This is a genomic window from Nonomuraea sp. NPDC003707 (assembly GCF_053587055.1).
Window position 1 is genome coordinate 168,529 of sequence record NZ_JBSFNK010000014.1, and the last position, 26,329, is coordinate 194,857.

Consider the following 26,329-nt stretch of genomic DNA (forward strand, 5'->3'; position numbering starts at 1 on the left):
GCCCCACTAACGGGGGCGGGCCGCTTGCAGCTCGGCGCGTACGGCCGGCGTCAGCACCTGGCCCGCTCGCTCGACCAACAGGGTCATCTGGTAAGCCACCAGGCCCATGTCACAGTCGGGAGCAGCCAGGACCGCCAAACAGGACCCATCACTGATGGACATGATCATCAAGAGCCCACGCTGCATCTCGATAACGGTCTGGCTCACCATACCGCCCTCGAAGACCCGCGCGGCGCCCTGGGTCAGGCTGATCACGCCGGACGCCACAGCGGCGAGCTGGTCGGCCCGATCCTTGGGAAAACCCTCGGAGAAGGCCAGCGGCAAACCGTCGGACGACACCACGACCGTGTGGGCGACGCCCGGCACGTTGTTCACGAAATCCGTGATCAACCAGCTGATGCCGCGCGCTCCCTGGCTCATTTCTCTCATTTGTCCTCCTCATTCTCTTCGCCCCGGGTGAACGCTCGGCCCTGGCGGACGCCCTGCTGGAAGCTGGAGAGCCGGCTGCGCAGCCGCTCGGGTGAGATCTGCGGTGCCGGTGACGAAGCCTGGGGTTCGGCGAGGCTGGCCGTACCGGGCACCAGGTTGGCCTTGGGCACGCGACGGGGCAGACCCGAGGACGTCGTGCCGCCCTGCGCGGGCTGCGCGGCGGCCTGCGCGGCCTGGAAACCGGAGTCCGCGGGCGAGGACCACGTCGCGCCCGCCCCGGACGCGCCGGGCGTGCGCCGCGGCAGCCCCGACGGGGACTGCGCGGGAGCGACCGGCGCCGGGTCGGCGGGCACGGCCGGATGCACGGCCGTGGTCTCCGGCTCGGGCTCGTAGGAAGCGGGCTCGTAGGAGGCGGCCTCGTAGGAAGCGGGCTCGTAGGGAGCGGGCTCGCTGTGCGGCTGCAGCACCTCGGGCTCCGGCCGCCGGAACCAGTCGGACCCGACCGACGAGAAGATCGGCAGGAACTCGTCGCCCTGCTCCTCCATGGGCGAGTTGCGCACCACGGGGAGCGGGCCGGTCATGTCCTGCGAGGAGTAGTCGCCGGGCCCGAACCTGTCGTAGTTGGACTGCCCGTTCTGCTGGAACTGGTCGGCGGGCTTGAGGTCATCCGCGAACGGCGAGCGGTACGACTCCCCGAACTGCGGCTGCGGACGATCCTCGGACTCGAACAGCGACCTGCGCGGCGCCGGGTCGGCGAACGACGACCACCGCGGCTCCTCCTGCGGCTGCTTGGGCGGCTCGGTGGCGAAGGACGGCCAGCGCGGCTCCTCCTCCTGCAGGGGCGGCGGCTGCTCCGCGAAGGACGGCCACCGGTTCTCCGCGAACGAGTTGGGCTGCGGCGCGGGAGGCGGCGTCTCCTCGGCGAACGACGGCCAGCGCGGCTCCCCGAACGGCTGCTCCCCAAAAGGCTGCTCACCGAACGGCTGCTGCGCGGGCGCAGGGGGCTCCTCGGCGAAGGACGGCCAGCGCGGCTGGTCGCCGTTCTGCGAGCTCTGCGGCTGCTCGGTGTAGGGCGACTGCCGCTCCCCAAAAGGCTGCTCACCGAACGGCTGCTCACCGAAGGGCTGCGGCTCACTGAACGGCTGGTCCCCGAAGGGCTGCTCACCGAACGGGCGATCTGCGGCGGGCCGGTCGTTGAACGCGGCGGGCTGCTCGTTGAACGGCGCCTGCTGGTCACCGCCGAAGGGAGCCCAGTTGCCGCTCCCCGGCACCGGCAGCGACCCCGGCCACTGCGTGTCCACCACATGCTCGGGACCGTCGCCGGAGGGCGCCGCGCCGTAGGAGGCGGACCCGTTCCGCGACGGCTCCGCGAACATGCTCGGGTCGAAGTCCGTGAACGCCTCGTACTGCCCGCCCTGCTGCGGCCCGCCCAGGCCGTTGCTGATCAGCATGTCCGGCATGAAGACCAGCGCGCTCAGGCCGCCCGTCTCCCGGGGGCTGAGCTGCACGCGGACGCCGTGGCGCAGGGCCAGGCGGCCGACCACGAACAGGCCCATGCGCCGCGACACCGACACGTCCACGACGGGCGGGTTCGCCAGGCGCCAGTTGGCCTCGGAGAGCTCCTCCTGGTTCATCCCGATGCCCAGGTCGTTGATCGACACGAGCACGCCGCCCTCGGCGGGGGTGCTGGTGACCTGGACCTTGCTCTCGCGGGGGGAGAACGAGATCGCGTTCTCGATGAGCTCGGCGAGCAGGTGGACGGCGTCGGTGACGGCCGGGCCGACGATCAGCGTGCCGGACGGGATCTGGATCTGGACCCGCTCGTAGTTCTCGACCTCGGACAGCGAGGCGCGGGCGATGTCGACCAGCGGCACCGGCTCGCTCCACTTGCGCGCGGCCTCCTGGCCGGCGAGGACCAGGAGGTTCTCGCTGTTGCGGCGCATGCGGGTGGCCAGGTGGTCGAGGCGGAACAGGTTCGCGAGCCGCTGCTCGTCCTCCTCGCCCTGCTCCAGACCCTCGATGAGCTGCAGCTGCCGCTCGACCAGCGTCTGGCTGCGGCGGGAGAGGTTGACGAACATGGCGTTGACGTTCGCCCGCAGTTTGGCCTCGTCGCCGGCCAGCCGGATCGCCTCGCGGTGGACCTCGTCGAAGGCCTGCGCGACCTCACCGATCTCGTCACGGGTGTTGATGCCGACCGAGGGCGTCTCGGGCACCTGCGCGCCCTCGCCGGACTCGCGCAGCACGCGGACGGTCTCGGGCAGCCGGGTCGTGGCGACCTGGAGCGCCTCGGCACGCAGCCGGCGCAGCGGGCGGACCAGCGAACCGGCCACGCGGGTGGTGAAGACCAGGACGAGGAGCAGCAGGACCAGGATCACCGCACCGGAGATGATCGCGTTGCGCTGCTCGGTGTCGCTCAGCTCCCGGGTCCTGGCCACGATCCTGGTGGCCAGGCCGTCCTCGACCTTGCGCATGGCGTTGCCGGACAGCGTGGTCGACTCGTACCAGTTGCCGAGGTCGCGGCGGGTGGTGACGTCGAGGTCCCGGATCTCGTTGTACTCGCGCATCTGGGCGAGCGCGCGCTGGCGCATGGAGTCGGCGAGGTCGATCTGCAGGCCCTTGACGCCCTTCTGGTACGCCTCCAGGTCCTTGGAGTCGGCCTCCTGCTCGAAGGCGGCCAGCTCGGCCTGCTGCTTGTTCCAGGAGCCCAGGAAGTCCGACAGGTCGTCGTTGTCCAGCTTCCGCTGGACGAGCGCCACGATCAGGATGATCTGCTGGCGCGAGATCTCCTCCTTGACCCGCTGCAGCGAGCCGAGCGCGGCCACGTCACCCTGGAGGGTGTCGTCGTTGACGCCGGAACCCAGGTCGCCCTCGATCGCGGAGAAGACGCCGATCATGGTGGTGTACGTGCTGATGGCGGCACGCGGCGGCACGTTCGAGACCATGGACTCGCGGAGGCTGTCGAGACCGGCGAGCCACCGGCGCATGTTGTCGACGCCCTCGATGACACGCGCGGAGTGCGCGGCGTCGATGGCGTTGGCCGCGCTCAGCACCTGCTTCTTGGCCGTGTCCGTCGCCTGCCGCTGCGTCTTGAGCTGGACGAGGCGCTGGCCTCTGCTGCGGTCGGAGACGTACCACGCGGTGAGCGTTCGCTCCTTGCCGAGCTCGTGGTTGAGCGCACCGATGCGCTGGACCAGCTCGGCGACCTGGGTGAGCCGGCGGTACTCGGCGTTGGTGCCGATGGCGTTGGCCAGCTGCACGCCGGCGAGCAGCACGCCCACCACCGTGGGGATGAGGATCAGCGCGACCAGCCTGGAGCGCACACGCCAGTTCCCCAGCCGGAAACGTCCGCCTGTGTACTCCCCTGACCTCGTGTGCCTGGGGTCTTTCGTCCTCACTGACTCTCGCAACCTCTCGCCGGTACGTGCTCGAAAGAAATCAGACACGCGTGTGGCGCATGGGATTCGTTCCGGCTGGGTAATTGGAACACAACCCGTACCAGATCGGCCAACCGAACATATCCCATCACACGTGCCCAAAGGGTCACTTTGGGCAACATATCGCCGTACACGTCTTCAGGCGGGCCGGAACGAATCCCGCTCGACCGGCGCCGCGTGCTTCACCATCAGGTGCCGCGTCACCGAATACTCCTGCACCGCCTCCTGGCTCATGTCCTTGCCGAACCCGCTGCCCTTCACCCCGCCGTGCGGCGCCTCGCTGGCGATGGGCAGGTGGTCGTTCACCCAGGTCACGCCCACATCGAGCCGGTGTGAGACGCGCATGGCCCTGGAGACGTCACGCGACCACACCGACGAGGCCAGACCGTACCGCGTGTCGTTGGCCAGTCTGACCGCCTCGTCCTCGCCGTCGAACGGTAGCGCCACGAGCACGGGTCCGAAAAGTTCACCTTGGACGATCTCGCTGTCCTGGGCGACGTCGGTCACGAGCGTGGGCGGGTAGAAAAATCCGGGGCCTTCGATCGGGGCGCCTCCGTGGAGCACCCGCCCGCCGGCCCTGGAGACGAACCCGTGCACCCGGTCCCGGTGCGCGGCCGAGATCAGCGGGCCGATGTCCGTGGCCGGGTCCCAGGGGTCGCCGACGGTTATTTTGGCAAGAGTTGCCCGCAGTGCCTCGATCGCGTCCGCGTACACCTCGCGGGCGACGTAGACGCGGGTGGCGGCCGTGCAGTCCTGCCCCGTGTTGTACGTCGCCCCCATCGCCACCCCGCGGGCCATCTCCGCGAGGTCGGCGTCCTCGAAGACCAGCGCGGGCGCCTTGCCGCCGAGCTCGAGGTGCACCCGCTTGAGCGTGGCCGCGGCCCCGGTCATGACCGCCCGGCCCGTCTCCGTGGAGCCGGTGACGCTGACCATGTCCACGCCCGGGTGGGTGACCAGCGCCTGGCCGGCCTCGGCGTCCCCGGTGATCGCCTGGACGAGCCCGTCGGGCGCGCCCGCCTTGGCGAACAGTTCGGCCAGCCGCAACGTCGTACGCGGCGTCTGAGGGGCCGGCTTGATCACCACGGCGTTGCCCGCGGCCACCGCCGGCCCGACCTTCCAGACGGCCATGACGAACGGGAAGTTCCACGGCGCGATCGACCCCACCACCCCGACGGGGCGGCGCAGCAGGACCGAGGTGTAGCCGGGGCTGAAGACACCGGCGCCCGAGCCTTCGAGGGAACGGGCGGCCCCGGCGAAGAAGCGCAGGTTGTCGGCGGCGAACGGCAGCTCGCCGTCCCTGAACACCGACGCGGGCTTGCCCGTCTCCTCCACCTCGAACCTGGTCAGCTCCTCGGCGTCGGCCTCCACCAGGTCGGCCACCCGCAGCAGCAGCCGCGCCCGGTCGGCCGGGGTGGTCTGCGACCACTCCTCGAAGGCCGCGCGGGCCCGGTCGACGGCGGCCGCGACACCCTCCACCGGCGTGTCGGGAATCTCGGCGCACGGCAGCCCGGTGGCGGGGTTGATCAGTTCACGCATGGAAATTCATGTCCTCACTGGCCGAGCTGCTCGATCAGGTCGGCGGCCTTGCGCAGGCCGTCGCGACCCCTGATCTCCTCGCCCGCGGCGGCGAGCCGGGCACGCAGCTCGGTGTCCCCGAGCAGCCGCTCGACCGCGCCCTTCAGTTCTTCGTCGGTGAAGGTGTAGGTGGAGAGCCTGACACCATAGCCCAGCTCGTCGGCCCGCTGGGCGTTGTCGTACTGGTCCCAGAAGAGCGGCAGCAGGATCATCGGCTTGCCGAAGTGCAGCGCCTCCGTGGTCGTGTTGTTGCCGCCGTGCGTGATGACCAGGTCACACAGTGGGATGATCTTGGTCTGCGGGAGGAACTCCGCACCCCACATGTTGTCGGCGAGCTTGATCTCCTCGTGCAGCGGGCCCTTGGAGACGATGTACTGGTGCGGCGTGGTGGCCAGCACGTCGATGACGCGCTGCATCAGCTCCACGTCGGAGGAGCCCAGCGAGCCGAGCGAGAAGTACACCAGCGAGCCCTCGTCGCGGCGCTCGAGCTCATGGTCGCGCCCGCTTCGCTCCTCGTTGGCTCCTCCGTCGCTCTCTCGTCGCGAGCTCCTGCGCTCGAAGGGCAGCGTGAACGCCTCGTCCGTCTCGCGCACCGAGGAGTCGAGGCGGTGCCAGGAGTCGCCGAGCGGGCGGGCGTCGGCGTAGTCGAGGATCTCGGGGTAGACGTAGAGGTTCAGGTCGCCCTCGTGGATGAAGTCGAGGTCGGGCAGCGGCTCGGTGCCCTGCTCGACGCACCACTCGTTGAAGGCGGTCCACAGCTCGCGGTGGGTGCGGTCGTACTCGGCGCGGAAGGCCGCCCACTCCGAGCGGTCGTCGGCCGGCAGGCCGGAGAAGACCGGCGCGATGTTCTCGCCGCGCACCTCCAGCGGGTTGCAGGAGACGATGCGGACGAACTTCTTGCCCGCGGTGAGCAGCGCCGGGAACGTGATCACGTTGTCCTCGACGATCACGTCGGGGTTGACGCGCTCGATGATCGCCTTGAGCTGCGGCTCGCAGTACTTCACGCCGTCGATCAGCGAGTCCCAGATCGGCTTGGTGACGGTGTCGAGCTGCTCCAGAGTGCTCTTGCGGTACTCGGGGGCGGTCTCGCGGATGAAGTCCTTCCAGAACTGCCCCGGGTCCTGCTCCTCCGCGGCGTCCTCGGGCGGCGGGGCGAGGTCGACAAGGTCCTCCTCGAAGCCGAGCGCTTCGAGCTTGCCCTTCCACGACGCCTCCGCGGCGAAGACGACGCGGTGGCCGCGGCGGCGGAGGATGTCGCCGATGCCGATCGAGTTGTTGGTCGGCCCGTAGGCGCTTTCCGGCATGAACAGGATGGTGAGAGACATCGAGGCTCCGGGGAAACTCATCAATTTGAAGAGGAATTCAAGAACTGATCTAGCGTGAAGGTCAAGTAACGGGCACTATGGTCACGGCTAACTGAACAGCAGCCAAACGAGTGAAGGCGGTGGGGGTGGCTCAGCGTAAGAGCCGTAGTGACCGGCGCATCGACTTGATCGAGGCCGCGCGCAAAGCCATCATCCGTCACGGCATCGACGGCGTACAGCTCTCGCACGTCGCCGAGGAGGCCGGTCTGACCTCCGGCGCGGTGCTCTACCACTATCCCGACCTCAGCGAGCTGCTGGTCGAGGCGCAGCACGCGGGCATGGAACGTTTCTACGAGCAGCGCGTGCGGCAGCTCACCACCCTCACCGACCCGGTCGAGAAGCTGGTGCTCACGATCAAGTCCGGGCTGCCGACCGGGTCGCTCGACCCCGATGTCCGCCTGCTCAACGAGCTGGGCGGGGCCGCGGGCCGCAACCGGGTCTACGGCGTGCTGCTCACCTCCCTCTACGACCGCCAGGTCTCGATGTACCAGGCGGTCCTGGACACCGGCGCCGCGCTGGGGGTGTTCAGGCTGAGCGCCGACTCGCTGACGATCGCCCGCAACCTGGTGGCGCTGGAGGACGCGTACGGCTACCGCATCACGGCCAGGCACCCGGTGATCGGCCCGGCCGAGGCGGCCGAGCTGATCCTCTCGTACGCCCGCGCTGCCACGGGCAACGACCTGGCCCGCTGAGCTCACCGGTCGACCGCCATGATGACCGCGTCCTCGGCCTTCCAGCGCACCTTGACCTTCGCGCCCGCCTTCACCGTGCTCGCGCCCTGCACGGCGACCAGCACCGGCTTGACGTGGCCCGGCACGTCCACGGAGATGTGCGACACGCCTCCGTAGAAGCTGACGTCCAGGACGCTGCCCTTGAGGCCGCGGGTGGCGCTCTCGCCGGCCAGCTCGACCTTCTCCGGCCGGATCGCCAGCAGCGCCTTGGCGCCCGCCTCGAGCTCTTCGAGCGGGGCGCCGGCCAGCATGCCGAAGTCCTCGGTCTTGATGCCGTCGAGGCCGCTGGCCGTGCCGTGGAAGAGGTTGTTGGCGCCGACGAAGTCGGCCACGAACGCCGTGCGGGGCCGCTCGTAGAGCGCGATCGGCTCGTCCACCTGCCGCACCTTGCCGCTGTCGAAGACCGCGATGCGGTCGGCCAGCGACATGGCCTCCTCCTGGTCGTGCGTGACCACCACGAACGTGATGCCCACCTCGTGCTGCAGCCGCTTGAGCTCCAGCTGCATGTCGGCGCGGACCTTCTTGTCCAGGGCCGACAGCGGCTCGTCGAGCAGCAGCAGGCGGGGCCGCTTGACGATGGAACGCGCCAGAGCGACCCGCTGCCGCTGGCCGCCGGAGAGCTGGGCGGGCTTGCGGTCCGCGTGCGCCGACAGCCCGACGGTCTCCAGCACCTCGCCGACCCGCTGCTTCACCTCCTGGCGGGGCAGCCGCTCGCGCTCCAGGCCGTAGGCCACGTTCTTGGCCACGGTCATGTGGGGGAACAGCGCGTACGACTGGAACATGAGGCTGATCGGCCGCCGGTTCGGCTGCTTGGACAGCAGGTCCTCGCCGTCCAGCGTCACCGTGCCCCGGTCGGGCGTCTCGAACCCGGCGATGATGCGCAGCAGCGTGGTCTTGCCGCAGCCCGAAGGGCCGAGCAGGGCGAAGAACTCGCCCTGGCCGATCTCCAGCGACACCTCGTCGAGCGCCGTGACCTCCCCGAACCTGCGGGTGATCCCGTCAATCCTGAGCACGTCTCTCCCCGATCTTCGTCATGCGCTGCCCGGCGATCACCGCCGTGAAGCTCACGAGGAGCAGGATCGCGGCCAGCGCGTTGATCTTCGGGGTGACCCCGAAACGGATCATCGAATAGATCACGATCGGCAGCGTCTGGTCGCTGTTGCCGATCGTGAAGAACGCGATCACGAACTCGTCCAGCGACAGCGTGAACGCCAGCAGCGCGCCGGCGACGATGCCCGGCGTCAGCTGCGGAAGCGTGATCTTCAAGAACGTCGTGACCGGCCCCGCGCCCAGATCCCGCGAGGCCTCCTCCAGCGAGGTGTCGGAGTTGGTCAGCCTGGTGCGCACCACCGCGGCCACGAACGCCATCGCGAACAGGCCGTGGGCGAGGATCACCGAGTACAGGCCGAGCGTGAGCTGGATCAGGCCGTAGAACAGCAGCAGGCCGATCGCGATCACCAGGTCGGGCAGGACCGCCGGCATGAGCGCGATGGCGTCCAGGGTCTTGGACCTGGTGTGCCGGGCCAGCCCGACGGCCAGCAGCGTGCCGAGCACGGTGGCGATCACCGTGGAGCCGGTGGCCACGATCAGCGTGTTGACCAGGCCGTCCCTGACCAGCTTGTCGTTGACCAGCTCGCCGTACCACTTGAGGCTGAAGCCCTCGTACGTGTACGCCGACTTGCCGGAGTTGAACGACATGACGACGAGCACGACGATCGGCAGGTACAGGAAGACGTACGTGGCCCAGAACGGGACGTACAGGAGCTTTGACCTACGCACGGCGCGCCACCCTGGCCTGCACGATGAGCAGCACGATCAGCACCGCGATGAGCGCCAGCGCGAGCGTCGAGCCGAACGGCCAGTCGCGGGCCTTCAGGAACTGGTCGCGGATCAGATTGCCCACCATGATCGACTTGCTGCCGCCGAGGATCTCGGGGATGACGAAGTTGCCGAAGCTCGGCACGAACACGAACAGGCACCCGGTCATCACGCCCGGGACCGTCATCGGCAGCGTGACCTTCCTGAAGGTGGTGAACGCCGAGGCGCCCAGGTTGGCCGAGGCCTCCCTGAGCTGCGGGTCGAGCCGCTCGATGGCGGAGTAGAGCGGCAGCACCATCAGCGGCAGGTACGAGTAGAGCAGCCCGGTGACGATCGTGCCCTGCTTGTAGAGCAGCTCCAGGTCCGTGCCCAGCAGCGAGTTGACCACGCCGGGACCGCTCAGCAGGATGATCCAGGCGTACACGCGGATGATGAAGTTCGTCCAGAACGGCAGCACGATGGCGACCAGCGCCACCGTCTTCCACTTCGGCGGCAGTTGGGCGATCAGGTAGGCCGTCGGATAGCCGATCAGCAGTGCGATCAGCGTCGTCAGGGTCGCGATCTTCAGCGAGGTGCCCACCACGCCGAGGTAGAGCGGATCGACCAGGCGCTCGAAGTTCTCGGTGGTGAACTCGTAGACGACGCCGCCGAAGCGGCCGCGCTGGAACACCGTGTTGCTGAGCACCAGCGCGAGCGGCACCAGCAGCAGCACGATCAGATAGGTGACGCCGGGTGACAGGAAAACGAACGCGCCCAGCCGGCGTCCCTTGGACGCCGGCCGGGCCTTGACCTCAGACTTCACCGCTTTACTGCTGCGCCGTGATTTCGGTCGACAGGCGCGTGAACTTGGTCGACGCCTGGCCCAGGTCGATGATCGACTCACCGTTGAGCAGCTCGGCGGGCTTGATGTCCAGCAGCGAGCCCTTGGCGACCTGCACCCGCTCCATGGCGGCCTTGTTCGGGACCTTGTAGTTGATGTTCTCGGCGGCCCAGCTGTGGATCTCGGGGTCGAGGATGTAGTTGATCAAGGCGTGCGCGGCCTCCTTGTTCTTGGAGGACTTCATGATCACCATGGTGTCCACCCAGAGGTCGCTGCCCTCCTTCGGCACCTTGAACTTGATGTTGCCCTTCGGGTCCGTGGTCGGGCACCAGCCGTCCCACGCCTCGACCATGACGGCCTCGCCGGACTTCAGCTTGTCGCCGAACGTGGTGTCGTCGTAGGTGAGCAGGTGGGGCTTCTGCGCGACGAGGAGGTCCTTGGCCTTGGCGATCTCGTCGTCCTTGTCGGTGTTGACCGAGTAGCCGAGGGCCTTGAGCGCGGGCAGCGCGAGCCAGCGCTCGGTGGTCATCATGGTGACCTTCTTGTCGGCCCAGGCCGGGGGCTTGAGCAGATCGTTCCAACTCGTCGGCTCGGACTTCACCAGGTCGGAGCGGTAGCAGATGCCGGTCGTGCCCCAGGTGTAGGGCACCGAGTACTTGTTGCCCTTGTCGTAGGAGAGCTGGGTGGCCTCCGGGTAGAGGTTGGCCAGGTTGGGGATCAGCTCGGGGTGGATCGGCTCCAGCAGGCCCGCCGCGTTGAGCGCCTGGGCGTACTGGCCGGACACGAACGCCACGTCGATGCCACTGTCACCGGGGGCGGTGAGCTTGGTCATCGCGATCTCGTTGGTGTCGTGCAGGGCGACCTTGATGTCCTTGACCTTGAGCTTCGCCTTGACCTTCGCCGGCAGCTCCTCGGGGGTGTAGCCCGGCCAGACGGTGATCTGGAGCGTCTGCTGCGACAGGTCCGCGTTGGGCTTGAGCTGGTCCGCCGCCGCCGGCGTCGTGCCTTCTGAGCTGGTCGACGACTCACCGCCGCACGCCGCGACGGCGAGCGCGAGGCCGGCCGCTGTGACAGCGACCGGGAGACGACGGGTGAACCGGATACGGGACACGGCCGCTACTCCTTCTGGATTTTGTGCAGTTTTGAGGGGTCGCGCGACCTTACCGGACACAGCAGACCAGAGCAGGAGTGTTGCAGGGGAAATCAACATGAGCAAGACTTTTGCTGACATTGCTACCTGGAAGTTTGGTCTACGAGTTGAATTGGGATTCAATAGCAGATCGGCTGCTCTCTCTCGGTGAGAGGCCCCTCACGGCCCGAGACCGGGGTGTCAGCGCCACACTTCTCCCGCTGCTGGAGGGTGAGGTGCCGCCGCCGTTCGCGGTGCGGCGCTTCCTCCCGCTGCCCACCCTCTCGTACAGCCTTGGAGATCTCCACACTGGGGCCCCAGGTGAGCGGGAGTTCGGCGCGCACGTGGATCAGACGAACTACTCGGTGATCGTCGACGAGAAGGTCGTCGTCAAGTGGATCACCCCACCCGTCCCCCTGCCCCACCCCACCCCAGAGGTCTTCGCTCACCTCGTTGAGGCGGGGTTCAACGACACAGCACCCCCTTACGCGGCCCTGACCCGCGCTGTGGACGGGAACGAGCAGCTCCTGGCCCTGGTCACGGGCTACCTTCCGGAGGCCCGCGACGGCTGGGAGTGGTGCGTCGACGAGGCCGAGGCCGGCGCCACGGACTTCGCCCCCGTCCTCGGCCGCCTCGCCGCCGACCTGCACCTCGCTCTCGCCACGCTCCCCACCCCCGCGCAGGAGCCCGGCGCCGCGGGTACGGCGGCCAGGGCGGAGTCCGCGCTCGCGGAGGCGCTCGCGCTCACGGACGGCGAGGACGGCGCGTGGCTGGCCACGCGGACCCCGGCGATCCGGCGCGAGCTGGCCGCCCTCCAGGAGCCGATCACCGGCCCCTGCATCAGGATCCACGGCGACCTGCACGTGGGACAGATCCTCAAATGGCGGGACGGCTACGCGGTGATCGACTTCGACGGCAACCCCACCGTCGCCGACGCCGACCCGCGCCAGCCGGCCGCCAGGGACGTGGCCCAGCTCACCACGAGCATCGAGCACGTGGCCCAGGTGGCGATCAAGCGGAGGGGCACCGACCCCGGCGCGGCGGCGGCCTGGGCAGCCGAGGCCCGCGCCGGGCTGCTGGCCGCCTACAGGGCCCGCCTGGCCGAGAAGGACCGGCCGGACCTGCTCGACGAGAGACTGGTCCGGCCGTTCGAGGTGGAGCAGGAGTGCCGCGAGCTCATCTACGCCGCCCGCCACCTGCCCCGCTGGCGCTACGCCCCCATGGGCGTCCTGCGCACCTGGTACCAAGAGGAGAACATCACGTGAATTCCGAGCTCTACCTGTCCGACCTGGAGGCCAAGCCGGCGGCGCTCAGGAGCCTGGCCGCCTCCCTGAGGGAGGAGAACCCGTTCGCGGCGCTCCCCTCGGGCCTGACCCGGGTGCTCTTCCTGGGCATGGGCAGCTCCCGGTACGCCGCGGGCGTGGCGGCGCTGCGCCTGCGCCGGGCGGGCGTGGACGCGTACGCCGACTACGCCTCCGCGGAGGCCACCTACCCGGCCGCCGCGGACACCCTGGTCGTCCCGATCTCGGCCGGCGGTTCGAGCAGGGAGACCCTCGACGCCGTGGAACGGTACACGGGCGGCCCGTCCTACCTGGCGGCGCTCACCAACATCCAGGGCTCCCCTCTCGCCGAGCGGGCCGACCTGGTGGTCGACATGCGCGCGGGCGAGGAGCGCGGCGGCGTCGCCTGCCGTACGTTCCAGCACACCCTGGCCCTCCTCCTGGCCCTGGAGGCCCACCTCACCGGGACGGGCCGCGACCTGCCGAAGCTGCTGGAGCGGGCCGCCGAGGCCACGACGGACCTCCTGGACAGGAGGGACGAGTGGCTCCCCATGACCATGGAGCTGCTGGACGGCGACCGCGGCGTCTACACCGTCGCCCCCGCCGAGCGGCTGTCGTCGGCCGAGCAGTCGGCGCTGATGTTCCGCGAGGGCCCGCGCCGGCCCGCCGACGCGTGCGAGACGGGCGACTGGGCACACGTGGACGTCTACCTCACCAAGACCCTCGACTACCGCGCGCTGCTCTACCCCGGCTCCCGCTACACCGAGCAGGCCATGGACTGGGTGCGCGAGCGCGGCTCCACGGTGGTCACGGTGGGTGGCGAGGTGAAGGACGCCAGGGCCGCCGTCAGGTACGCGCACGACGACGACCCGGACGTCGCCCTGCTCACCGAGACGCTGGTGGCCGAGCTGGTCGCCGGGAATTGGTGGTCGGCGCGGTAGTCAGTGGGCCCGCGCGGCGAGCGCGTGCTCGACGAGCGCGATGAGGGTGTTCCTGACCGCCGGCCGCGCCCGCGCGTCGGTGCGGATGACCGGTATGTGCGGGGAGAGCGTGAGCGCCTCCCGCACCTCGCTCTCGCTGTGCGGGAACACCCCGTCCCAGCCGTTCACCCCGATGACGAACGGGATGCCGGACTCCTCGAAGTAGTCGATGGCCGGGAAGCTGTCGGCCAGCCGCCGCGAGTCCACCAGCACCACGGCCCCGATGGCGCCGCGTACGAGGTCGTCCCACATGAACCAGAACCGGTGCTGCCCCGGCGTGCCGAACAGATAGAGGATCAGGTCCTGGTCCAGCGAGAGCCGTCCGAAGTCCATGGCCACGGTGGTGGTGGTCTTGCCCGGCGTGAGCCCGATGTCGTCGATGCCCTCGGACGCGTCCGTCATCACCGCCTCCGTGGTCAGCGGCATGATCTCGGACACGGAGCCCACGAACGTGGTCTTCCCTACACCGAACCCGCCCGCCACGACGATCTTCGTGGAGGTGAGCCGGCTAGAGCCTGCGAAGTCCACTCAATACCCTTTCGAGCAGGCCCCTGTCGGGAAGGCCCGCGTCCAGCTGGGGCTGGTACACCCTCACCAGCCCATCCGCCTCCATATCGGCCACCAGCACCCTCGCCACCCCGAGAGGAACGCCCAGCAGCGCGGAGATCTCCGCCACGGAGCGCACCTGCCGGCACAGCTCGCTGATCGCGCGATATTCACGGGTGTACGTCATGCCGAGTCGTACCGAGGTGGCCGACGATACCAGGGCCTCCATGGCGAGCTCCGTACGAGGAGTCGTCCTGCCACCGGTGACGGCGTACATCCGGACGAGCGAGCTGCGCTCCGGCTCCGGTTCATCGTTGTGCCACGATGCCAACGTCTACTCCCATCACCCTGTCTGTCCGGCCGCAGCGGGATCCATTACGGACGCGCCGCCGACAGTTCCGCCCGCACGGCAGGCGTGAGCACCTGCCCGGCGCGCTCGACCAGGATCGTCATCTGATAGGCCACCAGGCCCATGTCGCAGTCGGGCGCGGCCAGCACCGCCAGGCAGGATCCGTCGCTGATCGACATGACCAGCAGCAGGCCGCGGTCCATCTCGACGAGCGTCTGGGTGACCCCGCCGCCTTCGAACACGCGCGCCGACCCCTGCGTGAGGCTGACGAGCCCGGCCGCGATCGCGGCCAGCTGGTCGGCGCGGTCTTTCGGGAAGCCCCTGGAGTACGCCATCGGCAGCCCGTCGGCGGACACGACCACCGCGTGCGCCACGCCGGGGACCTCGTCGACGAAGCTGCTGACCAGCCAGTTCATGTCCCTGGCCGCCTGGCTGAGCTCCTTCATGAGTCCTCCTCGAGCTCGGCGCGACCCTTGCGCACACCCTGCTGGTAGCTGGCCAGCCTGTTGCGCAACCGGTCGGGCGACACCGGAGGAGCGGAAGCGGTCGGGGGTTTCGGACTCGCGGTGCCCGGTACCAGATTCGCTCTCGGGGTCCGCTTGGGCAAGCCGGAGTTGGTCATGCCGTTCTGCGCCGGTTCGGCGGCCGCGCCGGCCGCCTGCCAGCCCTCATCGGCGGGTGAGGACCAGGCCGGGTCGCGGTGGTCGGCCGTGGGCGTCGTCTTGGTGAACCAGCCGCTCCCCTCGACGGCGGAGTAGATGGGCAGGAACTCCTCGTCCTTGGACGGCGCCGGCGGGGTGGCGAACGACGGGTAGGAGTCCGCCGGCCCGCCCAGGTCCGGCGGTAGCTGCTCAACCGAGTACGCCTGAGACGAGCTGAACCAGGACGACGGCTCGGGCGCCGCGGGCACGATGTCCAGCGACGGATGCCCGTACGAGGGCCCGCGCGGGGGCCCGGGAAAAGGGTCGGCGGGCGGCAGGGTCCCGAAGGACGGGTGTCCCGGGAAGGGCGCGGCCGGTGTCGGCGGGTGGGCCTGCCTGGGCACCGGGATGCGCGCCGGCACGGGCACCGCACCCGGCATCGCGCCCGACACGGCCGTGAGCAGCGCGGGCGGGATCAGCACCATGGCGGTCAGCCCGCCGATGTCCTGCATGCGCAACTGGACGCGGATGCTGTGCCGCAGGGCCAGCCGGCCGACCACGAACAGGCCCATGCGCCGCGACACCGACACGTCCACGACGGGCGGGTTCGCCAGCCGCCAGTTGGCCTCGGCCAGCTCCTCGGCGCTCATGCCGATCCCGTGGTCGGTGACCGACAACATCAGCGAGCCGGTGTCGATGCGGCTGCTGGAGATGATGACCTTGGTGTCCCGCGAGGAGAACGAGACCGCGTTCTCGACCAGCTCGGCCAGCAGGTGCACCACGTCGGTGACCGCCTGGCCGGCGATGGCGACGTCCGACTGGACCTGGATGCTGACCCGGTCGTAGCTCTCGACCTCGCCGAGCGCGGCCCGGACGATGTCCATCAGCTCGACCGGCTCGCTCCACTTGCGGGCCGCCTCCTGGCCGGCCAGGACCAGGAGGTTCTCGCTGTTGCGGCGCATGCGGGTGGCCAGGTGGTCGAGCTTGAACAGGTCGCCGAGCCTGGTGTCGTCGCGCTCGCCGCGCTCCAGCCGCTCGATCAGCGTGAGCTGCCGCTCGACCAGCGTCTGGCTGCGCCTGGACAGGTTGACGAACATGGCGTTGACGTTCGCCCGCAGCTTGGCCTCGTCGCCCGCCAGCCGTACGGCCTCGCGGTGCACCTCGTCGAACGCGCGGGCGACCTCGCCGACCTCGTCCCTGGAGAAGATCCCGATGGGCGGGACCTCGGCCTGGACGGCGCCGTCGCGGGACTCGCGCAGGTGCTGGACGAAGTCCGGCAGCCGCCTGCCCGCGATCTCCAGCGCCTCGCCGCGCAGGCGGCGCAGCGGCCGCACGAGCGACCTGGCCACCCCGGTGGTGATGAGCAGGACCGCCACGAGCAGCGCGAGCACGGCGCCCGCGGCCACGAACGCCTGCTGCCGCTCGTCCGCGCTGAGCGCCTCGCTGCGTGCCACGATGCCCTGGGCCTGGCGCTCCTCGACCTCGCGCATGGAGTCGACGACCACGTTGGCCGCGTCGAACCACTCCTTGGCGTCGTCGCGCTTGCTCAGGTCGAGGCCGCGCAGCGGCAGCCCCTTCGTGCTCCTGATCAGCACCAGCTCGCGCAGGAACAGCATGCGGTCGGCGGACCTGCCGTTGACGGTCTCGTCGAAGAAGCGGCGCTCGTCGGCGGTGGCCTCGGTCGAGTACGCCTTGCGCTCGTTCAGCTCCTTGGACTGCTCGCCGAGGAAGCGCTTGAGCTGGTCCTGGTCGAACGCGCCCTCGACGAGCACCGCGGTGACCAGCGCCTGCTGGTAGGAGACGCTCTCCTTCGCCCTGGCCAGGGCGTTCAGCATGCGGGTCTGGCGGAACAGCTCGTCGTCCACGCTGTCCTTGATCAGCTCGTTGTGGACGGAGAGCAGGTCGCCGATCACGGTCGTGTAGAGCTCGACGGCGGGGCCCGGCAGCAGGTTGGCCTCCAGCGCCTGCTTGCGCAGGGCGGTCAGGTCGTCCAGGCGGCTGAGCAGGTTCTCGAGCTGGTCGGCGCTACGGCCGCTGACCTCGGTCAGCAGTTGCCCGGCGGTGCCGCGTACCTGCCTGACGGCCAGGTCGGCCTGGTCCATCTGGGCCTGCACCGTGGAGAGCATGCCCGCCGGCCGGTTGCGCGCGATGTACCAGGCGGTCGTGGCCCGCTCGGCCGCGACCTGGTGGGTGAGCGCGCCCAGCTCGGCGGAGAGCTGGGCGAACTGGTTGGTACGCGCGTAGTCACCGGCGGCGGACGTCCTGGCGAGCACCTGGATGCCGCCGAGCAGGACGGCGGCGGCCGTCGGGATCAGGATGAGGGCGACAAGGCGCGCGCGGACGCGCCAATTGCTCAGCCGCCAGTTGCCGTTACTGGCCTGCCTCTCACCCAACGCTGTAGTCACCGAACGCACCTCGCCCGAATCGGCGTATTTGAGGGGGCTGTGTCCCATGGGAAATCAGCTAAGTGCCGGCCAATTAGAACACATCCCACAGCAGTGTGGCCCACCCGAACATAACGCTACAAAAAGCGACTCGTGTGACTCAAGTGCCAAAACCTGGAGCTCCATGATTCATGATCGGAAAGCGGGAAATAACCCTTTAAAGAGTTGAATGTCCCTATGTGGGGCTTTAGTACGTTCCAATCCCATAACACCACAGGAGCATGGAGGTCTCTGGAGTGTCACGGCGTTGAGATTTCCGTTAATCGCGCCATATGTTGTGGCGGTCAAAGAAGGAGGCGAGGGTGGGGGATTCTCCCGACAGCGCGGCCATCACTGTTGAGGGCCTTTGGAAGATCTTCGGATCCAGGGCGCAGAAAGTCCTGGACAGCGAGGACAGGCATCTCGACCAGACCGCACTGAGAGAGAAGACCGGCTGCACCGCCGCCGTCAGGGACGTGAGCTTCGAGGTGCGACCGGGCGAGGTCTTCGTGGTCATGGGCCTGTCCGGCAGCGGCAAGTCCACCCTCGTACGCTGCCTCACCCGGCTGATCGAGCCCAGCGCGGGCGAGATCAGGATCGGCGGCGAGGACATCGGCCGCGCCTCCCCCGCCCGGCTCCGGGAGATCCGCCGCCACCAGGTCAGCATGGTCTTCCAGCATTTCGGCCTGCTGCCGCACCGCAAGGTGATCGACAACGTGGCGTACGGGCTGGAGATCCAGGGCACCGCCAAGGCGGCCAGGCACGCGCGGGCGGCGGAGATCCTCTCCCTCGTCGGCCTCGACGGCTACGCCGACGCCTACCCCGACCAGCTCTCCGGCGGCATGCAGCAGCGCGTCGGCCTGGCCCGCGCGCTGGCCGTGGACCCGCAGGTGATGCTGTTCGACGAGCCGTTCAGCGCGCTCGACCCGCTGATCAGGCGCGACATGCAGGCCGAGGTGATCCGCCTGCACCGGGAAGTCGGCAAGACGATGGTGTTCATCACGCACGACCTGTCCGAGGCGCTGAAGCTGGGCGAGCGGATCGCGATCATGCGGGCGGGCTCGATCGTGCAGCTCGGCACCGCGGAGGAGCTGGTGGGCGCGCCCGCCGACGACTACGTGGCCGACTTCGTCCGCGACGTGCCCAGGAGCCACGTGCTGACGCTGCGCTGGATCTGCCGCGAGCCCGAGCCCGGCGAGCCGCTGGACGGGCCCGTCCTACCGGCCACCACGCTCATCATGGACGCCATCAGCGCCTCGTCCGCCTCCTCCCGCCCCATCAGGGTGGTGGACGGCGACGACCTCGTGGGCGTCGTGGACCGCGTGGACCTGCTGACCTTCCTGTCCGGCGCGGACGTCACGGTGAAGGCATGAGCTCCACAACCGTCAGCACGCCTTCCCGGCTGAGGTTGCCGAAGTGGGCGGCCCCCTCGGGGGTGGCGGTCCTCTTCGTGGTGGCGTACCTGGTCTTCCGCGGCACGGCGACACTGCCGCACGACAAGGAGGCGCCGCAGTTCCTGGCCGTCACCGACCTGCGCGAGTGGATCGACGACCACCGCAACGACAACCCGCTCTTCCTGTACTTCCTCAACTACATCCGGCTCTTCGTGGGCTGGCTGTACGGCCTCTTCCAGTCCGTCCTGTACGCGCTCGGCTGGCCCGGCATCACCGGCGTCATGGGCGCGCTGGCCTGGCTGGCGGGCGGCCGGCGGATCGGGCTGGCCGCGGTGGCGGGGGTGAGCGCGTTCGGCTTCCTGGGGCTCTGGCAGTCGAGCGTCGACACGCTGGCCCTGGTCGCGGTCTCGGTGCTGCTGTCGCTGGCGATCGGGATCCCGCTGGGCGTCTGGGCCGGGCTCTCGGGCCGCGTCCGGCGGGTGATCACGCCGGTGCTGGACGTCATGCAGATCATGCCGACGTTCGCGTACCTGGCGCCGCTCGCGCTGTTCTTCCACATCGGTGCCCCGGCCGGGGCCATCGCGACGATGATCTACTCGATCCCGCCGGCCATCCGGATCACCGCGCTGGCCATCTCCGAGGTCTCGCCCACGGCCGTCGAGGCGTCCAGCTCGCTGGGCGCGACGGGCCGGCAGACGCTGTTCAAGGTCTACCTGCCGCTGGCCAGGTCGACGATGGCGCTGGCGGTCAACCAGACGATCATGATGGCCCTGTCCATGGTCGTCATCGCCAACCTGATCTCCGCGCCCGGCCTGGGCGGCGACATCATCCGCGGCCTGTCGCGGGCGCAGGTCGGCATCATGCTCCCGGCGGGCGTGGCCATCGTCATCATGGCGGTGCTGCTCGACCGGACCATGATGGCGATCGCCCACCGCGGGCCGCATGCCAGGCTTCGCACGGTCGATCTCGTCGCCGCCGGCGTGCTGGCGGTGGCCGGGGTCGCGCTCATCCCCGTGCTGCCCAGGACGTGGCCGGACGGCCTCACGGTCAACTTCGTGGCCGAGGTGAACGACGCCGTCCGCTGGGCCGAGACCAGCTGGTACGGGGTGACCACGTTCATCAAGGACCTCACGACCGGCGTCCTGCTCAACCCGCTGGAGACGCTGCTCACCTCGTCCCCGTGGTGGCTGGTCGCCCTGGCGGTGCTGGCCGTCGCCTGGCGGGTGAGCGGCGTACGCGCGGCGCTGACGGCGCTCGTCTGCCTGCTGGCCATCGCGCTGCTCGGCGTCTGGGAGCACACCATGCAGACGCTCACCACGGTCGTCGTCGCGGTGTTCGTCACGCTGGTCGCCGGCCTGCTGCTCGGCGTGGCCGCGGCCCGCTCACCGCGATATTCGGCCGTGCAGCGGCCCATACTCGACGCCGCGCAGACCATGCCGGCGTTCGTCTACCTGCTGCCGGCGCTGGCGCTGTTCGAGACCACCCGGTTCACGGCGATCTTCGCCTCCGTCATCTACGCGGTGCCGCCGGTGGTGCGGCTGGTCGAGGACGGCATCAAGGGCGTGCCCGCCACGGTCGTCGAGGCGGCCACCTCGGCGGGCTCGACCTCGGGCCAGCTCCTGTGGAAGGTGCAGCTGCCCATGGCCAGGCGGGCGATCCTGCTCGCGGCCAACCAGGGCATCGTGATGACGCTGGCCATGGTGGTCGTCGGCGGTCTGGTCGGGGCGGGGGCCCTCGGCTACGACGTGGTCGTCGGATTCTCCCAGCGACCCGACTTCGGCATGGGCTTCGTGGCCGGCATCGCGACCGTGCTGCTCGGCGTCATGCTCGACCGCATCACGCAGGGCGCCGACAGGCGCCCCTCCCCCCGAAAAAGGAAATCCACATGAAGATTCGCCTGCTCGCAGGCCTCCTCGCCCTTGGACTCGCCGCTGTCGGTTGCGGCGGGGCCAAGGTCGAGACCTCTCCCAGCTCCTCCGCCGCCCCGGCGGCCTCCGGATCGAGCGCCGCCACCGGGACCGTGAAGATCGCGATCAACCCGTGGGTGGGCTACGAGGCCAGCGCGAACGTCGTCGCGTACCTGCTGAAGAACGAGCTCCACTACAACGTCGAGCTGCCCGAGATCAAGGAGCAGCTCGCCTGGGAGGGCTTCGAGACCGGCGACGTCGACGTCATCATCGAGAACTGGGGCCACCCGGACCTGAAGAAGAAGTTCATCGAGGAGAAGAAGGTCGCGGCCGAGGCCGGCTCCACCGGCAACAAGGGCATCATCGGCTGGTACGTACCGAAGTGGATGGCCGACAAGTACCCGGACATCACCGACTACAAGAACCTCAACAAGTACGCCTCCCTGTTCAAGACCTCGGAGTCCAGCGGCAAGGGCCAGCTCCTCGACGGTGACCCCAGCTACGTCACCAACGACGAGGCCCTGGTCAAGAACCTGAAGCTGAACTACAAGGTCGTCACCGGCGGCAGCGAGGCGGCCCTGCTCAAGTCCGCCACGCAGGCGCAGGAGCAGCAGAAGGCGCTGCTGTTCTACTTCTGGACGCCGCACTGGCTCTTCGACAAGGTGGACCTGGTCCGCGTGAACCTGCCGGCCTGGACCGACGGCTGCGACGCCGACCCCAAGAAGGTCGCCTGCGACTACCCGGAGATGGACCTCGACAAGATCGTCAGCAAGAAGTTCGCGGACACCGGCGGCAAGGCGTACGAGCTGGTCAAGAACTTCAGCTGGACCAACGAGGACCAGAACGCGGTCGCCAACGACATGACCAACAACGGCCTGACCGGCGAGCAGGCCGCCAAGAAGTGGATCGAGGCCAACACCGCCAAGTGGCAGGCCTGGATCCCCAAGTGACGCCCTCTTGACCGCGGCCCCGGGCGGGGCCGCGGTCACCGGGAGACCCTCATGTTGCGAACGAACAAGCTCGTCGGGCCGCTGGTCGCGGCCCTGCTGCTGACGACCGCCTGCTCCGGCGAGGAGCCCGGCTCCGCCAAGGTGTCGAAGGGCGTCGTCAACATCGACATCCACGGCTGGGTCGGGTACGAGGCCCAGGCCGCCGTGCTGGCGTACCTGCTCGAACACGAGCTGGGTTACTCGGTGCACAAGCGGCCCATGAAGGAGGGCGATTCCTGGGAGGATTTCGAGGACGGCAAGGTCGATGTGATCGTCGAGAACTGGGGTCACAACGACCTGAAAAAGAAGTTCATCGAGCAGAAGAAGGTCGCTCTGTCGGCCGGGCTCACGGGGAACCAGGGCATCATCGGGTGGTACGTCCCCGAGTGGATGGTGAAGAAATACCCCGACATTACGGACTACCGAAACCTCAATAAGTACGCGCACCTTTTCCGGACCGACAAAACCGGAAATGCCGGACAGGTTCTGGACGGAGATCCGACGTTCGTGACGAATGACGAGGTTCTCATCAAGAACCTCGGGCTCAATTACAAGGTCGTCTACTCGGGCAGCGAGGCGGCGCTGATCAAAGCGGCCGAGTTCGCCACCAAGAACCGGACACCGCTGCTGCTGTATTTCTACGAGCCGCAATGGCTGTTCACCAAGGTCAAACTGGTCAAGGTGGCGCTGCCGCCCTACGCTCTCGGCTGCGACGACGACGCCAAGCGGGTCGCGTGCGACTACCCGCCGTATCTGCTCGACAAGATCGTCAGCAAGCAGTTCGCGCAGACCGGCGGCAAGGCGTACGAGCTGGTCCGCAACTTCACCTGGACCAACGACGACCAGAACTCCGTGGCCAGCGACATGATCAACGAGAAGATGACCGCCGAGCAGGCCGCCGAGCGGTGGGTGCGGGACAACAAGATCGTGTGGAAGGACTGGATCCCGCGCTGAGGCCCGGCGATCGAGGTGGCATGGGTGACAGTTGTTTCAGCCTAAACTGAACCCATGGCTCCTTCCGACGACCGCGAGCGGATGCTCGAGTGGGTCGAGCGCGTGGCGACTTTCTGCGGCGACGCCTGGGGCCTGGCTCCCATCACCGGCCGCGTGCTGGGCTGGCTGCTGATCTGCACCCCCGCCGAGCAGTCCGCCGGCGAGATCGCCGACGCGATCGGGGCCAGCCGGGCGTCCATGACGTCCAACCTGCGCCTGCTGACCTCCATCGGCCTCGTCCGGCGGCGCACCCGGCCGGGCGAGCGCACCACGTACTACCGCATCGAGGACGACGCCTTCGAGAAGGTCGTGCGGCAGCGGCTGGCCTCGTTCGCCGCGTTCGGGGAGATCGCGGAGGAGGGGCTGGAGCTGGGCGGGGAGGACGAGGAGCGGATCCGGCGCATCCGCTCGGCCCAGCGCTCCATCGCCCTCCTCACCGACCGGGTGCAGTGACGCCCTACCGGTCGAGCCGCTGGTAGAGGCGTACCGACAGGACGAAGAAGACGGCGGTGATCACCACCGGCCAGATCATCGCCATCAGGACGGCGTGCTGGGCCACCCAGGAGTCGCCGCCCCAGCCGGGGTTCCCGAAGAGCTCCCTGGCCGCCGCCACCGTGGACGACAGCGGGTTCCACTCCGAGATCGCGCCCAGCCAGCCCGGCATCGTGTCAGGGGCGACGAAGGCGTTCGACAGGAAGCCGACCGGGAACTCCAGCACCTGGATCGCCACCACGCCGCCCGGATCCCTGAGCAGCAGCCCCAGGTACATGCCGACCCAGAGCAGCGAGAAGCGCAGCAGGAGCAGCAGGCCCACGGCGGCCAGCGCGCCCGGGAACGAGGACGGCCGCCAGCCCACCGCCAGGCCGCAGACCAGCAGTCCGCCCAGGATCAGGACCGAGTTGAGCAGGTCGGCCACGGCCCTGCCGATCAGCACGGCCGAAGGCGCCATGGGCATCGAGCGGAAGCGGTCGGTGACGCCCTTGGAGACGTCGGTGGCGACGGCCATCATGGTGGCGCTGAGACCGAAGAGCATCGTCATGCCGTACATGCCGGGCATGAGGAAGGCGAAGTAGTCGGCCCCCGAAGGCACCTTGACCGCGCCGCCGAACAGATAGCCGAAGGCCAGCGTGATCACCACGGGGAAGAGGATCCCGAACACCACCGTCATCGGCTGGTTCGCCCAGTGGATCAAGTCGCGGCGGGCGACGGTCCAGCCGTCTGCCAGAGCCCATCTCATACGGCGCCCCCTCGGCGGTCGGTGAGGTTCAGGAAGACTTCGTCGAGCGTGGGGCGGCGCACCGCCACGTCCTCGGCCTCGATCCCGGCGGCCGCCAGGGCCGCGAGCGCCTCCGTGAGCGCCCGCACCCGGTCGCCCACCGGCGCGCTCACGTGCCTGGTGTCCCGATCGACCTCGGCCGGCCCCGAGGCCGCCCCGCGGACGATTCCGGCGGCCTCGTCGAGCCGTGCCGGGTCGTGGATCACCACGTCGAGCCGGTCGCCGCCGAGCTTGGACTTGAGCTCGTCCGGCGTGCCCTCGGCGACCACCCGGCCGGCGTCGATCACGGCGATCCGGTCCGCGAGCTGGTCGGCCTCCTCCAGGTACTGCGTGGTCAGCAGCACGGTGGTGCCGCCGGCGACGAGGTCGCGCACCGCGCGCCAGATCTCCGTGCGGCTGCGCGGGTCCAACCCTGTCGTCGGCTCGTCGAGGAACAGCACGGGCGGCGCCAGGATCAGGCTGGCCGCGAGGTCGAGCCTGCGCCGCATGCCGCCCGAATACTCCTTGGCCGGCCCCTTGTGGTCCAGCCCGAACCGCTCCAGCAGCTCGTCCGCCCTGGCCCGGGCCCGAGACGGGCCGAGGTGGTGGAGGCGGCCGAACAGCTCCAGGTTCTGCCGCCCGGTCAGGATCTCGTCCACGGCGGCGTGCTGGCCGACGAGGCCGATGCTGCGGCGTACCTGCCGGGGCTGGGTCGCCACGTCGAACCCCGCCACCTCCGCGCGGCCGCCCGAGGCGCGCAGGAGGGTGGTGAGGATGCGGACGGTCGTGGTCTTGCCCGCGCCGTTGGGGCCGAGCAGGCCGTAGACCGTGCCCCGGCCCACGTCGAGGTCGATCCCGTCGAGCGCCGCCTTCTCGCCGTACTTCTTGCGCAGGTCCTGCGCGAGCACCGCCGGCATGCGTGTCCCCTCCCTTGATTCCGTACGCCGTACCGTACAGCATACGGTTCAGGGCGGCAACCGTACGGTGTACCGTACGGATGTGACCGTTGAGTACCCGGGAAAGGGCGACCCCGCGCGCAGCCTGGCGCTGCTCTGGCGCACCAGCGAGCGCGTCAGCCGCAAGGGCAAGCCCGAGCTGAGCGTCGACCGCATCGTGCGCGCGGCCATCGAGGTGGCCGACGCCGAGGGGCTGGCGGCGCTGTCCATGCGCCGCGTGGCCGAGCGGCTGGGCGTCGGGACGATGTCGCTCTACACGTACGTGCCGGGCAAGCCCGAGCTGTTCGACGTCATGCTCGACACCGTCTACGGCGAGGCGGCCAGGCCGCAGGACGTGCCCGGGGGCTGGCGGGGCCGGCTGGAGCAGATCGCCAGGGAGAGCTGGGCCCTCTACCTGCGCCATCCGTGGCTGCTGCAGGTGGCGTCGAGCCGCCCGGTGCTCGGGCCCAACGTCACCGCCAAGTACGACTACGACCTGCGCGCCGTGGACGGCATCGGGCTGACGGACCTGGAGATGGACTCGGTGATCACACTGGTCGCCGGGTTCGTGCACGGGGCGGCACGCGGCGCGGTCGAGGCGGCGCAGGCCGAGAGCCTGACGGGCATGACCGACGAGCAGTGGTGGGCCGCGCACGCGCCCTTCCTCAGCCGGATCACCGACGCCGCCCGCTACCCCACGGCCGCGCGCGTCGGCCAGGCGGCGGGCGAGGCGCTCAACGCCGCCTACAGCCCGGGGCACGCCTTCGAGTTCGGCCTGCAGCGCGTCCTCGACGGCGTCGAGGCCCTCATAAGCCGCCGATCAGCCTGATAGGGCCTTTTCGTAGGCCATCAGGGTGTCCACGAACATCCGCCGCTGCTCCGGCGTGAGCGGCTCCAGGGCCTCGCGCCAGGCCTTGGCTCCGTAGCCGAGCCACTCGTTGATCGACTCCTGGTGCCGGTCCGCGATGCTCACGATCGTACGGCGCCGGTCCGTGTCGTCCTCGCGCCGGTCCAGCACCCCCTTCCTGCTCAGATCCCCCACCATCAGGCTGACCGTCGCGGGCGCCACCTCCAGCCGGGCCGCCAGCTCGTTCACCGTCATCGGCCCGTCGAACAGCAGGTAGGCAAGCAGCGACAGGTGCCGGGGCGCCAGGGACAACGACTGCAGCTCAGAGGGCACCCCCAGCCGCTTGACCCGCCCGACCATCCGCGGCATCAGCAGCAGCAGCGTCCTGATCCCGTCGTCCACGCTCAAGCCGTCTGTTGACATGTCGAACACCTTGATGTCTAAATTAGCTTTGCTTGCAAAGCAAATACGAAGCCTCGTCCAAGGATAT

24 protein-coding genes are annotated in these 26,329 nt (G+C 69.3%); 9 read left to right on the forward strand and 15 right to left on the reverse strand.

The window, feature by feature from the left end:
- Positions 1-6: 6 nt before the first annotated feature.
- From ACWDRB_RS33110 to ACWDRB_RS33125, 4 genes are all read right to left on the reverse strand, one after another.
- Complete coding sequence (locus ACWDRB_RS33110) at positions 7-429, reverse strand: roadblock/LC7 domain-containing protein (protein WP_435054279.1); 423 nt, start codon at positions 427-429, stop codon at positions 7-9.
- Entirely contained in the window at positions 426-3,749 is a 3,324-nt protein-coding gene (locus tag ACWDRB_RS33115) for a nitrate- and nitrite sensing domain-containing protein (RefSeq protein WP_449900337.1), read from the reverse strand. The genes ACWDRB_RS33110 and ACWDRB_RS33115 overlap by 4 nt, the downstream gene beginning before the upstream one ends.
- Before the next feature lie 252 nt (positions 3,750-4,001).
- Positions 4,002-5,399 (reverse strand): aminobutyraldehyde dehydrogenase, encoded by a 1,398-nt coding sequence (locus ACWDRB_RS33120; RefSeq protein ID WP_449900340.1) that lies wholly within the window; start codon positions 5,397-5,399, stop codon positions 4,002-4,004.
- A gap of 14 nt (positions 5,400-5,413) precedes the next feature.
- Complete coding sequence (locus ACWDRB_RS33125) at positions 5,414-6,763, reverse strand: glycosyltransferase (RefSeq protein WP_449900342.1); 1,350 nt, start codon at positions 6,761-6,763, stop codon at positions 5,414-5,416.
- Positions 6,764-6,888: 125 nt separating this feature from the next.
- Between ACWDRB_RS33125 and ACWDRB_RS33130 the strand changes: the two genes are divergently transcribed.
- Positions 6,889-7,494 carry a TetR/AcrR family transcriptional regulator gene (locus ACWDRB_RS33130; RefSeq protein WP_449900344.1) on the forward strand — a complete coding sequence of 202 codons (606 nt, stop codon included), beginning with the start codon at positions 6,889-6,891 and terminating at the stop codon, positions 7,492-7,494.
- 2 nt (positions 7,495-7,496) lie between these two features.
- Here the strand turns inward: ACWDRB_RS33130 and ACWDRB_RS33135 are convergent, their stop codons facing one another.
- From ACWDRB_RS33135 to ACWDRB_RS33150, 4 genes are read right to left on the reverse strand one after another with little or no spacing between them, the layout of a single operon-like run.
- Positions 7,497-8,546, reverse strand: coding sequence for an ABC transporter ATP-binding protein (locus ACWDRB_RS33135; protein WP_350730237.1), 1,050 nt, complete (start codon positions 8,544-8,546; stop codon positions 7,497-7,499).
- Positions 8,533-9,312, reverse strand: coding sequence for an ABC transporter permease (locus tag ACWDRB_RS33140; protein WP_355207130.1), 780 nt, complete (start codon positions 9,310-9,312; stop codon positions 8,533-8,535). The genes ACWDRB_RS33135 and ACWDRB_RS33140 overlap by 14 nt, the downstream gene beginning before the upstream one ends.
- Positions 9,305-10,153, reverse strand: a complete 849-nt coding sequence (locus ACWDRB_RS33145) for an ABC transporter permease (protein WP_350730233.1) — start codon at positions 10,151-10,153, stop codon at positions 9,305-9,307. Before ACWDRB_RS33145 ends, ACWDRB_RS33140 begins: the two co-directional genes overlap by 8 nt.
- Positions 10,154-10,157: 4 nt before the next feature.
- Positions 10,158-11,282 (reverse strand): polyamine ABC transporter substrate-binding protein, encoded by a 1,125-nt coding sequence (locus ACWDRB_RS33150; protein ID WP_350730231.1) that lies wholly within the window; start codon positions 11,280-11,282, stop codon positions 10,158-10,160.
- Positions 11,283-11,536: 254 nt separating this feature from the next.
- Here ACWDRB_RS33150 and ACWDRB_RS33155 point away from each other — a divergent pair, with 254 nt between their 5' ends.
- Together ACWDRB_RS33155 and ACWDRB_RS33160 are read left to right on the forward strand one after the other, a co-directional pair.
- Positions 11,537-12,565, forward strand: coding sequence for a hypothetical protein (locus ACWDRB_RS33155; protein WP_449900348.1), 1,029 nt, complete (start codon positions 11,537-11,539; stop codon positions 12,563-12,565).
- Positions 12,562-13,521 (forward strand): SIS domain-containing protein, encoded by a 960-nt coding sequence (locus tag ACWDRB_RS33160; RefSeq protein WP_449900351.1) that lies wholly within the window; start codon positions 12,562-12,564, stop codon positions 13,519-13,521. Before ACWDRB_RS33155 ends, ACWDRB_RS33160 begins: the two co-directional genes overlap by 4 nt.
- On the opposite strand, the gene ACWDRB_RS33165 is transcribed toward ACWDRB_RS33160, so the two are convergent.
- The 4 genes from ACWDRB_RS33165 to ACWDRB_RS33180 all read right to left on the reverse strand — a co-directional run bounded on the left by ACWDRB_RS33165 (position 13,522) and on the right by ACWDRB_RS33180 (position 17,501).
- Positions 13,522-14,088 (reverse strand): GTP-binding protein, encoded by a 567-nt coding sequence (locus ACWDRB_RS33165; RefSeq protein ID WP_363962879.1) that lies wholly within the window; start codon positions 14,086-14,088, stop codon positions 13,522-13,524.
- A complete protein-coding gene (locus ACWDRB_RS33170) occupies positions 14,069-14,383 on the reverse strand; it encodes a DUF742 domain-containing protein (protein WP_355207361.1) in 315 nt (104 codons plus the stop codon). Before ACWDRB_RS33170 ends, ACWDRB_RS33165 begins: the two co-directional genes overlap by 20 nt.
- A 98-nt stretch (positions 14,384-14,481) precedes the next feature.
- Complete coding sequence (locus tag ACWDRB_RS33175) at positions 14,482-14,901, reverse strand: roadblock/LC7 domain-containing protein (RefSeq protein WP_185071497.1); 420 nt, start codon at positions 14,899-14,901, stop codon at positions 14,482-14,484.
- The gene (locus ACWDRB_RS33180; protein WP_449900354.1) at positions 14,898-17,501 is read right to left on the reverse strand and encodes a nitrate- and nitrite sensing domain-containing protein; all 2,604 of its coding nucleotides are present in this window, start codon (positions 17,499-17,501) and stop codon (positions 14,898-14,900) included. The genes ACWDRB_RS33175 and ACWDRB_RS33180 overlap by 4 nt, the downstream gene beginning before the upstream one ends.
- A 311-nt stretch (positions 17,502-17,812) precedes the next feature.
- Between ACWDRB_RS33180 and ACWDRB_RS33185 the strand changes: the two genes are divergently transcribed.
- The 5 genes from ACWDRB_RS33185 to ACWDRB_RS33205 are packed head-to-tail and all read left to right on the forward strand — an operon-like array spanning position 17,813 to position 23,255.
- Positions 17,813-18,892 carry a quaternary amine ABC transporter ATP-binding protein gene (locus ACWDRB_RS33185; RefSeq protein ID WP_449900356.1) on the forward strand — a complete coding sequence of 360 codons (1,080 nt, stop codon included), beginning with the start codon at positions 17,813-17,815 and terminating at the stop codon, positions 18,890-18,892.
- Positions 18,889-20,802 (forward strand): ABC transporter permease, encoded by a 1,914-nt coding sequence (locus ACWDRB_RS33190; protein ID WP_449900359.1) that lies wholly within the window; start codon positions 18,889-18,891, stop codon positions 20,800-20,802. The genes ACWDRB_RS33185 and ACWDRB_RS33190 overlap by 4 nt, the downstream gene beginning before the upstream one ends.
- A complete protein-coding gene (locus ACWDRB_RS33195) occupies positions 20,799-21,770 on the forward strand; it encodes an ABC transporter substrate-binding protein (protein WP_350730217.1) in 972 nt (323 codons plus the stop codon). The genes ACWDRB_RS33190 and ACWDRB_RS33195 overlap by 4 nt, the downstream gene beginning before the upstream one ends.
- Positions 21,771-21,821: 51 nt before the next feature.
- Positions 21,822-22,763 (forward strand): ABC transporter substrate-binding protein, encoded by a 942-nt coding sequence (locus tag ACWDRB_RS33200; protein WP_397368791.1) that lies wholly within the window; start codon positions 21,822-21,824, stop codon positions 22,761-22,763.
- Positions 22,764-22,817: 54 nt separating this feature from the next.
- Positions 22,818-23,255, forward strand: coding sequence for a GbsR/MarR family transcriptional regulator (locus tag ACWDRB_RS33205; protein ID WP_449900364.1), 438 nt, complete (start codon positions 22,818-22,820; stop codon positions 23,253-23,255).
- A 4-nt stretch (positions 23,256-23,259) separates the two neighbouring features.
- On the opposite strand, the gene ACWDRB_RS33210 is transcribed toward ACWDRB_RS33205, so the two are convergent.
- Together ACWDRB_RS33210 and ACWDRB_RS33215 are read right to left on the reverse strand one after the other, a co-directional pair.
- The gene (locus ACWDRB_RS33210) at positions 23,260-24,039 is read right to left on the reverse strand and encodes an ABC transporter permease (protein ID WP_449900366.1); all 780 of its coding nucleotides are present in this window, start codon (positions 24,037-24,039) and stop codon (positions 23,260-23,262) included.
- Positions 24,036-24,974: an ATP-binding cassette domain-containing protein gene (locus ACWDRB_RS33215; protein ID WP_449900369.1), complete on the reverse strand. Its 939-nt coding sequence runs from the start codon at positions 24,972-24,974 to the stop codon at positions 24,036-24,038. Before ACWDRB_RS33215 ends, ACWDRB_RS33210 begins: the two co-directional genes overlap by 4 nt.
- An 82-nt stretch (positions 24,975-25,056) precedes the next feature.
- Between ACWDRB_RS33215 and ACWDRB_RS33220 the strand changes: the two genes are divergently transcribed.
- A complete protein-coding gene (locus tag ACWDRB_RS33220) occupies positions 25,057-25,821 on the forward strand; it encodes a TetR/AcrR family transcriptional regulator (protein ID WP_449900371.1) in 765 nt (254 codons plus the stop codon).
- On the opposite strand, the gene ACWDRB_RS33225 is transcribed toward ACWDRB_RS33220, so the two are convergent.
- Complete coding sequence (locus ACWDRB_RS33225; protein ID WP_449900373.1) at positions 25,813-26,262, reverse strand: MarR family transcriptional regulator; 450 nt, start codon at positions 26,260-26,262, stop codon at positions 25,813-25,815. The two genes, ACWDRB_RS33220 and ACWDRB_RS33225, sit on opposite strands and share 9 nt — an antisense overlap.
- Positions 26,263-26,329 lie beyond the last annotated feature (67 nt).

Coding starts and splice junctions, on each gene's coding strand:
- ACWDRB_RS33110 (WP_435054279.1), bottom strand. CDS start 429: ATGAGAGAAATGAGCCAGGGAGCGCGCGGCATCAGCTGGTTGATCACG.
- ACWDRB_RS33120 (WP_449900340.1), bottom strand. CDS start 5,399: ATGCGTGAACTGATCAACCCCGCCACCGGGCTGCCGTGCGCCGAGATT.
- ACWDRB_RS33125 (WP_449900342.1), bottom strand. CDS start 6,763: ATGTCTCTCACCATCCTGTTCATGCCGGAAAGCGCCTACGGGCCGACC.
- ACWDRB_RS33170 (WP_355207361.1), bottom strand. CDS start 14,383: ATGTACGCCGTCACCGGTGGCAGGACGACTCCTCGTACGGAGCTCGCC.
- ACWDRB_RS33175 (WP_185071497.1), bottom strand. CDS start 14,901: ATGAAGGAGCTCAGCCAGGCGGCCAGGGACATGAACTGGCTGGTCAGC.
- ACWDRB_RS33185 (WP_449900356.1), top strand. CDS start 17,813: ATGTTGTGGCGGTCAAAGAAGGAGGCGAGGGTGGGGGATTCTCCCGAC.
- ACWDRB_RS33190 (WP_449900359.1), top strand. CDS start 18,889: ATGAGCTCCACAACCGTCAGCACGCCTTCCCGGCTGAGGTTGCCGAAG.
- ACWDRB_RS33195 (WP_350730217.1), top strand. CDS start 20,799: ATGAAGATTCGCCTGCTCGCAGGCCTCCTCGCCCTTGGACTCGCCGCT.
- ACWDRB_RS33200 (WP_397368791.1), top strand. CDS start 21,822: ATGTTGCGAACGAACAAGCTCGTCGGGCCGCTGGTCGCGGCCCTGCTG.
- ACWDRB_RS33205 (WP_449900364.1), top strand. CDS start 22,818: ATGGCTCCTTCCGACGACCGCGAGCGGATGCTCGAGTGGGTCGAGCGC.
- ACWDRB_RS33210 (WP_449900366.1), bottom strand. CDS start 24,039: ATGAGATGGGCTCTGGCAGACGGCTGGACCGTCGCCCGCCGCGACTTG.
- ACWDRB_RS33215 (WP_449900369.1), bottom strand. CDS start 24,974: ATGCCGGCGGTGCTCGCGCAGGACCTGCGCAAGAAGTACGGCGAGAAG.
- ACWDRB_RS33225 (WP_449900373.1), bottom strand. CDS start 26,262: ATGTCAACAGACGGCTTGAGCGTGGACGACGGGATCAGGACGCTGCTG.